At 41.6% G+C, this 12,409-nt stretch carries 13 protein-coding genes; 11 read left to right on the top strand and 2 right to left on the bottom strand.

The annotated features are described in order from the left end of the window. Positions 1–23: 23 nt before the first annotated feature. The 9 genes from HSISS3_RS09725 to HSISS3_RS09685 all read left to right on the top strand — a co-directional run bounded on the left by HSISS3_RS09725 (position 24) and on the right by HSISS3_RS09685 (position 8,401). The gene (locus HSISS3_RS09725) at positions 24–1,058 is read left to right on the top strand and encodes a 3-deoxy-7-phosphoheptulonate synthase (protein ID WP_002889248.1); all 1,035 of its coding nucleotides are present in this window, start codon (positions 24–26) and stop codon (positions 1,056–1,058) included. 81 nt (positions 1,059–1,139) lie between these two features. Beyond that, positions 1,140–2,165, top strand: a complete 1,026-nt coding sequence (locus tag HSISS3_RS09720; protein WP_021152564.1) for a 3-deoxy-7-phosphoheptulonate synthase — start codon at positions 1,140–1,142, stop codon at positions 2,163–2,165. A 9-nt stretch (positions 2,166–2,174) separates the two neighbouring features. After that, positions 2,175–2,528, top strand: coding sequence for a holo-ACP synthase (acpS, locus tag HSISS3_RS09715; RefSeq protein WP_008535572.1), 354 nt, complete (start codon positions 2,175–2,177; stop codon positions 2,526–2,528). A gap of 27 nt (positions 2,529–2,555) precedes the next feature. Continuing rightward, the gene (gene alr / locus HSISS3_RS09710; protein ID WP_021152563.1) at positions 2,556–3,659 is read left to right on the top strand and encodes an alanine racemase; all 1,104 of its coding nucleotides are present in this window, start codon (positions 2,556–2,558) and stop codon (positions 3,657–3,659) included. A gap of 124 nt (positions 3,660–3,783) precedes the next feature. Next, positions 3,784–5,802 carry an ATP-dependent DNA helicase RecG gene (recG, locus tag HSISS3_RS09705; RefSeq protein WP_042772006.1) on the top strand — a complete coding sequence of 673 codons (2,019 nt, stop codon included), beginning with the start codon at positions 3,784–3,786 and terminating at the stop codon, positions 5,800–5,802. A gap of 218 nt (positions 5,803–6,020) precedes the next feature. Further along, entirely contained in the window at positions 6,021–6,320 is a 300-nt protein-coding gene (locus tag HSISS3_RS12445; RefSeq protein ID WP_237705769.1) for a hypothetical protein, read from the top strand. Positions 6,321–6,939: 619 nt separating this feature from the next. After that, on the top strand, positions 6,940–7,377 hold the full coding sequence (locus HSISS3_RS09695; RefSeq protein WP_021152561.1) for a hypothetical protein: 438 nt from the start codon (positions 6,940–6,942) through the stop codon (positions 7,375–7,377). A 193-nt stretch (positions 7,378–7,570) separates the two neighbouring features. After that, the gene (locus HSISS3_RS09690; RefSeq protein ID WP_021152560.1) at positions 7,571–8,179 is read left to right on the top strand and encodes a DUF2975 domain-containing protein; all 609 of its coding nucleotides are present in this window, start codon (positions 7,571–7,573) and stop codon (positions 8,177–8,179) included. A gap of 9 nt (positions 8,180–8,188) precedes the next feature. After that, complete coding sequence (locus HSISS3_RS09685; RefSeq protein WP_002889236.1) at positions 8,189–8,401, top strand: helix-turn-helix domain-containing protein; 213 nt, start codon at positions 8,189–8,191, stop codon at positions 8,399–8,401. 40 nt (positions 8,402–8,441) lie between these two features. On the opposite strand, the gene HSISS3_RS12035 is transcribed toward HSISS3_RS09685, so the two are convergent. Further along, positions 8,442–8,594, bottom strand: coding sequence for a hypothetical protein (locus HSISS3_RS12035; protein WP_021152559.1), 153 nt, complete (start codon positions 8,592–8,594; stop codon positions 8,442–8,444). A 3-nt stretch (positions 8,595–8,597) separates the two neighbouring features. After that, complete coding sequence (locus HSISS3_RS09680; protein WP_042772005.1) at positions 8,598–9,554, bottom strand: asparaginase; 957 nt, start codon at positions 9,552–9,554, stop codon at positions 8,598–8,600. Between the two features lie 83 nt (positions 9,555–9,637). Between HSISS3_RS09680 and HSISS3_RS09675 the strand changes: the two genes are divergently transcribed. Continuing rightward, a complete protein-coding gene (locus HSISS3_RS09675) occupies positions 9,638–11,023 on the top strand; it encodes a Cof-type HAD-IIB family hydrolase (protein ID WP_008535564.1) in 1,386 nt (461 codons plus the stop codon). A 192-nt stretch (positions 11,024–11,215) separates the two neighbouring features. Further along, positions 11,216–12,373, top strand: a complete 1,158-nt coding sequence (locus HSISS3_RS09670; RefSeq protein WP_021152557.1) for a DUF6574 domain-containing protein — start codon at positions 11,216–11,218, stop codon at positions 12,371–12,373. Positions 12,374–12,409: the final 36 nt, after the last annotated feature.

Here is a 12,409-nt window from a genome sequence, read left to right as displayed (position 1 = left end):
GAAAAAAGAAGTAGGTAATTATTATGGTTTTTAAAGCAGTAAGTAAAAAAATTGATTTTGATGCAGTTAAAGAATCAACTACATTGACAGGTGAAGCTCTTGCCAAGAAACAAGCACGTGATAAAGAACTTGAAGCAATCATTAAGGGTGAAGATGATCGTACGCTAGTGGTTATCGGTCCATGTTCATCTGATAATGAAGAAGCCGTTCTTGATTATGCTCACCGTTTGGCTAAACTTCAAGAAGAAGTTAAAGACAAGGTCTTTATGGTGATGCGTGTTTATACAGCTAAACCTCGTACAAATGGTGATGGTTATAAAGGGCTTGTGCACCAACCTGATGCTGAAGGAAAACCAAACCTTATTAACGGAATTAAAGCTGTGCGTAACCTTCACTACCGTGTTATCACTGAAACTGGCATTACGACTGCCGATGAAATGCTTTATCCAGAAAACCTTACATTGGTAGATGATCTTGTATCTTACATTGCCGTTGGTGCACGTTCTGTAGAAGACCAACAACACCGTTTTGTGGCTTCAGGTATTGATGTTCCAACTGGTATGAAGAATCCAACATCAGGTAACCTTAACGTGATGTTTAACGGTATTTATGCTGCACAAAACAAACAAGATTTCCTCTTTAACGGTGAAGAAGTGCAAACTTCAGGTAACCCATTGGCACACGTTATCCTTCGTGGTTCAACGAACGAATATGGTAAAAACGTGCCTAACTTCTACTATGATGATGTTCTTGATACAATTGAACATTATGAAAAAATGGGTCTTGAAAATCCGTTCATCGTTATTGACACAAACCATGATAATTCAGGTAAACGTTACTTGGAGCAAATCCGTATCGTTCGTCAAACCTTGATTAACCGTGATTGGAATGAAAAAATCAACAAAGTTGCACGTGGCTTCATGATTGAATCTTACCTTGAAGATGGTCGTCAAGATGCACCAGATGTTTATGGTAAATCAATTACAGACCCATGTCTTGGTTGGGCTAAGACAGAAGAATTGGTTCGTGAAATTCACGACACTTTGTCAAAAAAATAAGATAACAGAAACCATATGTGGGGAGTGAGCCGTTTGGGTGACCAAACGGTTCGCTCTCTTTTCGCAAAGAGAGGGAATTAAATGGGAATTCACCAAAATAGTCCGCTTATTGATGCGGCGGAAGTTAGAAAATTGCATGCCCTTACAGGAGATGCCTTAGCAGCCAAACAAGCTAATGATGAGGCTTTGGCAAAAATTATCAAGGGGGAGGACAAACGTCTCCTCTTGGTTATCGGTCCATGTTCATCTGATAATGAAGAGGCTGTTCTTGATTATGCCCATCGTCTGGCTCAGCTTCAGGAAGAAGTGAAAGACAAGATTTTCATCGTTATGCGTGTTTATACAGCTAAACCACGTACTAATGGAGATGGTTATAAAGGTCTTATTCACCAACCAGATGCAGAAGGTGACGTAGACCTTCTTGCAGGAGTTAAGGCTGTTCGTCACCTGCAATCACGTATTATTATTGAAACAGGTTTGCCTATTGCAGACGAGATGCTTTACCCATCAAACCTTGACTTTTTTGAGGATTTACTTAGCTACCATGCTATTGGCGCACGTTCGGTTGAAGACCAAGAACACCGTTTCGTGGCTTCTGGTATTGACGTACCAACCGGCTTTAAGAATCCAACATCAGGTAATTTGAATGTGATGTTTAATGGTATCTATGCTGCGCAGAACCAACAGCATTTCATTTTTAATGGAGCTGAAGTCAAGACAGATGGGAACCCATTGGCGCATGCTATTTTGCGTGGGGCTAACAATGAAAATGGTCAGAATCTTGTCAATTACCACTATGAGGACTTGGTTAAGGCTTTGGATAAATACAGTACCTTTGGTTTGGAAAATCCATTTATTCTTGTTGATACCAACCATGATAACTCTGGTAAAAACTTTATTGAGCAGGTTCGAATTGTGCGTGAAGTCCTTCTTAACCGTGAGTGGGATGAGCGTATTGCAGATACTGTGCGTGGCTTCATGATTGAGTCTTATCTTGAGGATGGTCGTCAAGATACGCCTGAAATTTACGGAAAATCAATCACAGATCCGTGTCTTGGTTGGGCTAAGACAGACAGTCTTATTCGTGAAATTCACGACCGACTATAGTAAGCAGCTATGATTATTGGACATGGTATAGACTTGCAGGAAATTTCAGCTGTGAAAAGGGCTTATGATCGCAATCCACGTTTTGCAAAGAAGGTCTTGACGTCAAAAGAATGGGAGCGCTTTGAGTCTCTTTCTGGGAGTCGTCAGATGTCCTATTTAGCAGGACGTTGGGCCGGTAAGGAAGCTTTTTCAAAAGCTTGGGGAACTGGAATTGGAGCGGTCGGTTTTAAGGATATTGAAATTTTGAACAATGACAAAGGAGCTCCTGTGGTAACCCAGTCACCTTTTGAGGGGAAAGTCTTTATCTCGATTTCCCATAGTGGTGATTTTGTTCAGGCAAGTGTCATTTTAGAAGAAAATTAAAAGATAGGTGTTGTAAGAGGATAGCTTATGATTTCAAGTTTACATCGACCAACCTTGGCAAAGGTTGATCTATCAGCAATTTCAGAAAATATTGAACAAGTGGTTAGTCATATTCCTAAAAAGGTGAAGACTTTTGCAGTGGTTAAGGCAAATGCTTACGGTCATGGAGCAGTCGCAGTGGCTAAGCAGGTGTCTGAACAGGTAGATGGTTTTTGTGTGTCCAATCTGGACGAAGCGCTTGAACTCCGTCAAGCTGGCTTAGAGCAGCCAATACTCATTTTGGGAGTGGTTTTGCCGGATGGTGTTCCCTTGGCTATTCAAGAAAATATTACTCTAACGGTGGCTTCACTTGATTGGTTGGAAATAGCCAAGGAACAAGGACTTGATTTGACAGGCTTGACCTGCCATATTAAGGTTGATTCAGGTATGGGTCGCATTGGGGTACGTAGCCTAGAAGACGCAGATAACTTGATTGCTGGTCTGAAATCACTTGGTGCCGATGTTGAAGGTATTTTTACCCATTTTGCAACGGCTGATGAGGCGGACGATAGTAAATTCAAGTGCCAATTGGCCTTCTTCACAAATTTGGTGGAAAATTTGGCTGACCGTCCTCGTCTGGTACACGCAAGCAACTCAGCGACAAGTATCTGGCATGCCGAAACCGTCTTTAATGCGGTACGTTTGGGTGTTGTCATCTATGGTCTCAATCCTAGTGGTAGTGCTTTGAATCTTCCTTATAAGATTCGTCCTGCCCTAAGTTTGGAAACAGCTCTTGTTCATGTTAAAACCTTACCAGCAGGTCAAGATGTCGGTTATGGTGCCACTTACACAACGACGACTGACGAGGTTATTGGAACGATTCCAATCGGATATGCGGATGGTTGGACTAGAGATTTACAAGGTTTTCACGTTATTGTGGATGGTCAATTTTGCCCGATTGTTGGGCGCGTGTCTATGGACCAAATTACCATTCGCTTGCCTAAAGTCTATCCCCTAGGTACTCCTGTTACGCTTATTGGCGAAAATGGGAGAGCAAGCATCACTGCGACAGAGGTGGCTGAAAAACGTGGTACTATCAACTACGAAGTTCTTTGTTTACTTAGTGATCGTGTCCCTCGCAGTTATGAGTAAAAAAGAGGAATCCAGCTTTCGGCTGGATTTTTTGCTTTTCGTGAAGACTCATCCCATGTGATATAATAGCTGGTAAGACTTCCTCTTTTACGAGGGACAGAACACGATAGAAATGATAGAGGATATGATTCAATTAGATTCACCAATTGCGGATTTGAAAGGGTTTGGGCCTAAGTCCGCTGAAAAATTTACCAAATTAGATTTGCACACGGTTGGGGACCTCTTGCTTTATTTTCCTTTCCGATATGAGGATTTTAAGAGTAAATCTATTTTTGAACTGATGGATGGCGAGAAGGCTGTTATTACGGGAACAGTGGTGACGCCTGCCAATGTGCAGTATTATGGCTTTAAACGTAATCGTCTGAGCTTTAAAATCAAGCAGGGTGAGGCTGTGATTGCCATTAGTTTCTTTAATCAGCCTTATCTTGTGGACAAGATTGAGATGGGGGCAGAAGTGGCTATCTTTGGCAAGTGGGACCAGAAGAAGTCGGCTGTGACTGGTATGAAAGTCTTGGCTCAAGTTGAGGACGATATGCAGCCGGTTTACCATGTGGCTCAAGGTGTCAGTCAAGCTCAGCTGATAAAGGCTATAAAGGCGGCTTTTGAAAGTGGGGCTATTGAGTTGTTGAAGGAAAGTCTTCCTCGGGTGCTGATGGACAAGTATCGTCTCATGGGACGTCAAGAGGCTGTGCGTGCCATGCATTTTCCGAAAGATTTAGCTGAATATAAGCAGGCCCTACGCCGAACAAAGTTTGAGGAACTCTTTTATTTTCAAATGAACTTACAGGTGTTAAAGGCTGAAAATAAATCGGAGACTAATGGTATAGCAATCGCTTACGATGAAAGTAAAATCAAAGCCAAGATTGCTGCCTTGCCTTTCCCCTTAACAGAAGCCCAACAGCGCAGTTTATCGGAAATCCTAGCTGATATGCAATCTGGAGCTCACATGAACCGTCTCTTACAAGGAGATGTGGGTTCAGGGAAAACAGTTATCGCTAGCTTTGCCATGTATGGGGCTTACACGGCAGGATTTCAGTCTGCCCTTATGGTACCGACGGAAATCTTAGCAGAGCAGCATTATCAGAGTTTGCAAGGCCTTTTTCCTGAGCTAGAGGTGGTCCTCCTAACTTCTGGGATGAAGGCAGCGGATAAGAAAGTAGCTCTTTCCAAAATTGAATCTGGAGAGGCTCAGATGATTGTAGGGACTCACTCCTTGATTCAGGATGCTGTGACTTATCATAAACTTGGGTTGGTTATAACCGATGAGCAACACCGTTTTGGGGTTAATCAACGTCGTATTTTCCGTGAGAAGGGAGACAATCCCGACGTTCTCATGATGACAGCGACCCCTATCCCTAGGACCTTGGCTATCACTGCCTTTGGGGAGATGGATGTATCTATCATTGACCAGATGCCAGCTGGTCGTAAACCCATCATTACTCGTTGGGTTAAACATGAGCAGCTGGACACCGTACTGACTTGGATCAAGGGTGAGTTGGAAAAAGATGCTCAGGTCTATTTTATTTCTCCTTTGATTGAAGAGTCTGAGGCACTTGACTTGAAAAATGCCGTTGCTCTTCACCAGGAACTCACAGAGTTCTTTGGGGATTCAGCTACAGTAGCTCTGATGCACGGACGCATGAAAAATGATGAAAAAGACCAAATTATGCAAGATTTCAAGGACAGAAAATCTCAGATTTTAGTATCAACCACAGTTATCGAAGTAGGTGTTAACGTGCCAAATGCTACAGTTATGGTTATTATGGATGCGGATCGTTTTGGACTTAGCCAGCTTCACCAGCTTCGAGGACGTGTAGGTCGTGGCGATAAGCAGTCCTACTGTATTTTGGTGGCTAATCCTAAAAATGATACTGGTAAAAAACGCATGCAGGCCATGTGTGAGACCACGGATGGCTTTGTTCTAGCTGAGGAGGATCTTAAAATGCGTGGCTCAGGTGAAATCTTTGGGACACGTCAGTCAGGTATTCCTGAATTTCAAGTGGCCGATATTGTGGAAGACTACAATATCTTAGAGGAAGCCAGACGGGTGGCTAGTCAAATTGTCTCTGACCCTAACTGGCGAGAGAATCCTGAATGGCAGGTGCTAGGAGCTTATTTGAGAAGCCAAGGAGAGTTTGATTGAGGAGAAAACTAATGAACAAAAGACGGTTAAAACTAGATTTTTTTGTTATCTTGCATCCCTTGTTTCTTATAATGTTAGGTCTCTTATTTTATTTGTTCGCCTTCATCTTGATTTGGTTTATTACTGGATTGGTAGAGATGATACAAGGAAAGATGGACTTTCATACCTTATATTTTTATTCACTTTTGATCTCTCTACTGTGTTCAGTACTATTCATTATGTATGTAGCTGGTTTCATAGCTCAACTCATTATTCATCTTTGTCATCAAAGGGAAAAAACGCTTCTACCGGTTTGGTGCATGCTTACGGCTGTCCTAGTGCTAGTGCCAGTCTTTGAAGAATTTAGTCTTCTAGGTTCCACTTTGAATTTTAAAGGTTATTTTCTTTCCATAGTTGCCTACATTGCCTACCTCTTTACAAAAATACCTAAGGTTATCGAAGGTTATCGCTACCATGCGACAATTCGTTATGCTGTCTGGGTGGCTTTGGTGCTGGGCATTATCTTATCGATGTTATAGACATATCAACTCTCAGTAAACAACTGAGAGTTTTAAGTTTCCTTCAAGCTTATTAAAAGCTTTTTTTAAGTTAGGGAACCTATAATAAAACCATCAAAACGAGATAGGTTTTGAAAATAAAAGGTTTTGGCTAAGCCAACTCATTCCTAAAATGGAGGACATCATCATGACAGTAAAAATTAAAGTAACCTACAATCCAAATTTCCAAAAGCATCCTCAAGACTTTAAGGTTTATCAAGACTAGTATTGAGCTAGGAAGAGGCAATATTTTCCACTATTCTACGGCTTTCATTCCTCAGTTTCCCAAAATCCCTTTTTTCTTTTTTCATAAACGTAGAATCCCTTTTCCTAAAAACGAAAAAGCCTAGACGTATGAACGACCAGTCTAGGTGACTAAAATAAGAAGTGCAACCAGTTAAGATTTTCTTAACTGGTTTTAGTGTTTTTATGGATTTTGGTTAAAAAATATCGAAAAACGATAAAAATGTGTTGACAAGGAGAAATAAAGAGTGTAATATATAATTATCGAAAAACGATAATAAGTTTTCGATAAAGATAACCTTATTCGCGAAAAAGAGAAATTATTTACTAAAACTATTTAACAAAGGAAATACTTATCATGAAAACACTTAAACCAATCATCAACGCTCTTCTTATTCTTCTTATGGCAATCTACGGTCTTGCAATGCTTGCTTTACTTATCCTTCCTTTTGTGAACGTGGCCAATCTTTTCCCAGGTGCAGAGGTTCAATACCTTTCTGGCTGGGGTTACTGGCTGGTCGCAGAGCTACAATTTGCCTTCTATCTTGCCTTGATTTGGCTCCTTCGTAAAGAGCTTAAAGACTTTACTTGGAAGGCACTTTGGACAGAAGATTTCTCTCTTTTCTTGAAAAAGTCTGCCCTTCTAACTTTTGTGCCATCAGCCTTGAATATCTTCTTGCAGTTGGGAACGACAGATCACCTAGTAATGGACTTTAGTACATCAGTTTGGCTCTTCTTGGTCTCTCTAGCTTGTGATGCTATCCGTCTTCGTAAGGGACAAACAGCTGTCAAATAATTGAATGTATCTTAGTTGAAAAGTAGTAAAATCTTATCTATAAACTAGTATTTTATATTGATATTCGATATAATTGATACTGTTAATAGTTAGCTACTGATTTAGTATAAGGTCAAGGGCTCCTAGAGGCACCTTGGCTTTTTATAGTCTATGCTCCTAAAAAATCAAAATGTCTTTACAATAGAGGTAACACATGACAACTATCTTATTCTATTTTTTAATCGTCCTAGCCTTGGCTGGCTCTAGTTATTATGGTTGGAAATCGGCTAAAAGTGCTAAAAATCGTCAGGAGACGCAAGAACAAAAACGTCTGCGTAGTGTTCTTCTGTTCGTTAATGTCCTCCTTTTTGCGGGCTTTTTAAGTCTTGTTATTACCATTCTTAATGACGCCTTTATTTTGATTGGTCACGAAGGACTCTTACAACAAGGTTTGCGTATGCTTCTTGGGTCGGGAGTTACCGTGAAAAGCAAGGGTCCTAGTCTGACGCTTTTTGCAGCAACCATTGATTTCCTTCGTATGGTAGTCAACATAGGTTTCTTGTTGTGCCTACGTGCCTTTCTGATTAACCTTTATCGTTCTGATATTTTCATCGCTAAAAATGCTAAGTTGGTTCGTTGGTCAGCGCATTTGCTAGTTCTTGGGGCTTTTATCAATAATGGTATCTTTACATTTGGAACTGGCAACCAGAGTTATAGTTTCTTTAACATCAGTTATTTGCTAGTTAGCTTTGTCCTCTATGCTGTCGCTATGATTTTGACTAAGGCTAATGCCGTTGCTGAGGAAAATGAGTACACGATTTAGGAGGGGCTTATGATTATTGTCAATTTAGACGTTGAACTTGCCAAGAAGAAGATGCGCTCGGGTGAGCTGGCAGAACGCATTGGCATTACCCCAGCCAATCTCTCGGTTCTTAAAACAGGCAAGGCCAAGGCAATCCGTTTTACGACTCTGGATGCCATTTGTAAGGAATTAAATTGTCAACCAGGGGATATTCTTGAATATAGACCAGACGAAGAAAACTAAAAGCCTGAAGCAGTTAAATCACCTTTCTAGTGACCATGCTTCAAGCTTTTTTATTTTTCTTCATCCATGCAATCAGGGCTAGACTGGCTAATACAGTACCACAGACCATGGCGACATGTGTCTGTGAGACGGTTAGTTCATAGTGGAAATCTTTATTTTCCAATTTATCGGTTGCTTCAATGCTAAGTTTCATGTCTTATCCCTCAATATAATCTTTCAATTCTTGGCCTTCTAGTCCTGCACTAAGTGCAATGAGGAGTTTGAGGCGAGCCTTTGGTGCATTGAGTTCCTTAACAAACATAACGCCTGCTTCTTGGAGTTTAACGCCACCACCTTCATAGGCATAGACAGGTTCGGCGATACCGTTAAAGCAACGGGATACGAGTACAACTGGCACTCTCTTGTTCATAAGTGACGTAATTTCTCTTGCAGCTAGTGGTGGTAGGTTTCCGGCGCCTAGTGCCTCAATGACTACCCCGTCAATTTTTTCAGGATCTAGGAGGCTGATGATGCCATCGCCAATTCCCATACCAGCGTAGGCCTTAATGATTGGCACAGTTCCTGAAATTTGTTGCAAGTCAAAGCGAACACGAGGTTCAGCCGTCTTGAACCAAAGAATGTCGTGTTTCATGATGATTCCTAGAGGGCCATGAGTGGGCGTGTGAAAGGTTGCTACGTTTGTGGTATGTGTCTTGGTCACATACTTGGCTGCATGGATTTCATCGTTCATAACGACTAGGACGCCTTTATCGGCAGCCTCGTCATTGCTTGCGACACGAAGGGCTGAGAGATAGTTGTAAACGCCATCGCTTCCCAGTTCGTTTGATGAACGCATGGCACCTGTTAGGACGACTGGAATCTCAGGAACAGCCATAGTATCTAGAAAATAGGCTGTCTCTTCAAGGGTGTCTGTGCCGTGGGTAATGACCACACCATCATATTGTCCAGCTGTTTCCTTGATTTTTTTATAAATATCAAGCATGTGGTAGGGGGTGATATGTGGACTAGGAATGTTAAGAAAATCCAGAACGGTCAGTTCTAGGTTGTCCAAATCAAGTCCAACATGGTTCATGGGATTATCAGTGTTTTGACTGACCTTGCCATCGTCATCTGATGACATGGAAATGGTTCCTCCAGTATGAAGGACGAGAATTTTTTTGTCATTTGGATACTACTCACTATCATATTTATGTTATAATTTATTTTAGCATAAATGTTAGACGGAGGGGGAGCCAAGTGGCGATTAAAGCAGTCTTTTTTGATATTGATGGGACTTTTTTAAATGACCGAAAACGTGTGTCAACTTCAACCAAAAAGGCTATCAGTCAGATGAAGGAAGATGGCATTTTGGTTGGTTTGGCGACAGGCCGTGGGCCAGGATTTGTTCAGCCTTTCATGGATAATCTAGGTCTGGATTTTGCGGTGACGTATAATGGTCAGTATATCCTTACTCATGACAAGATTCTCTATCAAAATCAACTCCCTAAATCAACGATTTACAACTTGATTCGTTATGCGACCAAGCAACGTAGAGAAATTTCTCTAGGTACAAGTACGGGTCTTGTCGGTTCTAACATCATCAGTATGGGGACTAGCAAGTTTGGTCAAATAGTGAGTCGTATCGTGCCCAAATCTTGGGCTAAGATGGTGGAACGTAGTTTTAAGTCTCTCATTCGTCGTTTTAAACCACAGAGCATGGAAGCTCTCAAAACCATTATGCGTGAACCGGTCTACCAAGTAGTTATGGTAGCGACAGTGGGTGAGACTCAAGCTATTGAGGAGAAATTCCCACACGTTAAGATTACTCGCTCAAGTCCTTATTCTGCGGATATTATTTCTGCTGGGCAATCTAAGCTCAAAGGGATTGCTCATTTAGGTGAGGTATTTGGTTTCGAGCTCAGCGAGGTTATGGCCTTTGGAGATTCGGAAAATGACCTGGAAATGTTGTCTGGTGTCGGTATCGGTGTTGCCATGGGAAATGGTGAAGATGAACTGAAGGATCAGGCGACCCATGTCACGGACACCAACAACCAGAATGGGATTGCCAAAGCCCTATCACACTATGGCCTGATTCACTTTGAAACAGAAAATTCATTTACCAGTGATGATGACAACTTTAACAAGGTTAAGGATTTCCATCACTTGATGGATGGCTCTACCAATGATATGCCTCGTGTCTATAGTATTGAGGAAGCTAGTCATCGTTCGGATTTCAAGTTGGAAGAAATCGTCGAATTCCTTTATGCTTCATCAGGTGGGGACAAGCGTGTCTTTGGACAGGCTGTTTTGGACCTACATGCTGCTCTTGATAAGGCAGCTCTCAAGGTTAGCTCTAAAGAACATTCAGAGTCAACGATGGTTGGTCAGGTCGATGCTTTGACGGATTTGCTTTACTTGACTTATGGCTCCTTTGTCCTTATGGGTGTGGATCCTAAGCCTTTCTTTGATACGGTTCATGAGGCTAATATGGGTAAAATTTTCCCAGATGGTAAGGCTCATTTTGATCCAGTGACCCACAAGATTCTGAAACCAGATGACTGGGAGGAACGCTTTGCGCCAGAACCACATATTAAACTGGAGCTGGATCGTCAGATTCAAAAATCTCTCCAAAGAAACAAGTAAAATGATTGAGTCTTAGTAGAGGTCTACAGATATTTTTGCCTGTGCTAATAAGGTTACATAAAGAATTTTATATCGTATTTAATAAAGGTTTGGACAACTTGTACCAAACCTTTTTCTAATGAAAATGGCATTTAATAATGTTGCTATTTGTGATAAAATAGAATCATTCTATGTATTTCTAAGGAGATTATTATGACTAAAGCAGATTGGTTAGATTTTTTTGAAGCCATCAATGGTCGTTCAGCGACTGAAGAAGAAATTGCTGCAGCACTTGCAGCTGGAGAATTCCAAGACGATGCCCCAGCTCAGGGAGCTCCAGCGCAACCAGCATTTGCCAATGTACAAGAAGCGCCAGTTCAAGGAGCTCCAGCCCAACCAGTCTTTGCAGCTGCTCAAGAGACTCCAGCTCAAGAAGCGCAACCACAACCAGCATTTGCTGGCACTCAGGAAGCTCCAGTTCAAGGAGCTCCAGCTCAACCAGGTTTTGCAAGTGCTCAAGCAACCCCAGGACAAGCTGTACCGAATCAAGCATTTCAACCTCAAGCAGGTTTTGCGAATGCGCAAGCTGGTCAACAAGCAGCCTTTGCTAACGGTCAACCTCTTCAACCAGGTCAAAATGTTCAATTCATTAATGGTCAAGCAGTAGTTGTTCCAGCCCAACCATCAGCATTTGGAACAACTTTCAAAAACTATTGGACATGGTTGCTTAATGCATGGCGTCGTCCAGCAGATATGACAGATTATGGTAAGCACAATGGTTGGCTTAACTACATCTTCTTGTCACTCTTGACTGGACTTGCATTCTTTGCAATTTTGAGCGCAATGGCACGTAAAGTGGTCAACACTTTAGAGTCAACAGCGAGTGCCTTCAGTAGTGTCTTTGGATCTTTCGGATCAAATGATTACTCATCATCCGTTTCAAGTCATGCCTCTAGTATTGGTTTTGCGGCTTTCTTTGCAAGTATTTTAGCTGCCTTCCTCTTTATCTTTGCCTTCATCTTGGCAGGATTTGTGACACGTAAGGCCATCTTCCGTGACCCTGCAACAACTTTCTTAAATAGCTTTGACCGTTTTGGTCGTTTGACATCATTAGCCTTGCCAGTATTGCTTGTAACTATCTTGTTGGGAGCTATTGGACTTGTTGTCTTCCCAGGCTTCTTGTTCTATGTTGTTTACTTCTTGTTTGCACTTGCTAACCTCTTTACAATTGTTCCTGTAACAACTGCGTGGAAGGCTGATAAGTTCTATCAAATGATCTTGGCAGCACTTTTGAATGGTGTCATTTTGTCTATCTTGTTTGCAATCGTATTTACTATCATGTCTTCATTTACGGTAGGTCTTCTATTCTAAGTAAACCTTTAGCATTTTTTGAAAAAGCAAGTTTAT

The organism is Streptococcus sp. HSISS3, assembly GCF_000448605.1.
Classification (GTDB): domain Bacteria; phylum Bacillota; class Bacilli; order Lactobacillales; family Streptococcaceae; genus Streptococcus; species Streptococcus raffinosi.
The sequence above is the reverse complement of the archived record's forward strand: the minus strand, read 5'-3'. Positions and strand labels throughout refer to the sequence as shown.

Coding starts and splice junctions, on each gene's coding strand:
- HSISS3_RS12445 (WP_237705769.1), top strand. CDS start 6,021: ATGTATGTAGCTGGTTTCATAGCTCAACTCATTATTCATCTTTGTCAT.
- alr (WP_021152563.1), top strand. CDS start 2,556: ATGATTTCAAGTTTACATCGACCAACCTTGGCAAAGGTTGATCTATCA.
- HSISS3_RS09670 (WP_021152557.1), top strand. CDS start 11,216: ATGACTAAAGCAGATTGGTTAGATTTTTTTGAAGCCATCAATGGTCGT.
- acpS (WP_008535572.1), top strand. CDS start 2,175: ATGATTATTGGACATGGTATAGACTTGCAGGAAATTTCAGCTGTGAAA.
- HSISS3_RS09720 (WP_021152564.1), top strand. CDS start 1,140: ATGGGAATTCACCAAAATAGTCCGCTTATTGATGCGGCGGAAGTTAGA.
- recG (WP_042772006.1), top strand. CDS start 3,784: ATGATTCAATTAGATTCACCAATTGCGGATTTGAAAGGGTTTGGGCCT.
- HSISS3_RS09695 (WP_021152561.1), top strand. CDS start 6,940: ATGAAAACACTTAAACCAATCATCAACGCTCTTCTTATTCTTCTTATG.
- HSISS3_RS09685 (WP_002889236.1), top strand. CDS start 8,189: ATGATTATTGTCAATTTAGACGTTGAACTTGCCAAGAAGAAGATGCGC.
- HSISS3_RS12035 (WP_021152559.1), bottom strand. CDS start 8,594: ATGAAACTTAGCATTGAAGCAACCGATAAATTGGAAAATAAAGATTTC.
- HSISS3_RS09725 (WP_002889248.1), top strand. CDS start 24: ATGGTTTTTAAAGCAGTAAGTAAAAAAATTGATTTTGATGCAGTTAAA.
- HSISS3_RS09690 (WP_021152560.1), top strand. CDS start 7,571: ATGACAACTATCTTATTCTATTTTTTAATCGTCCTAGCCTTGGCTGGC.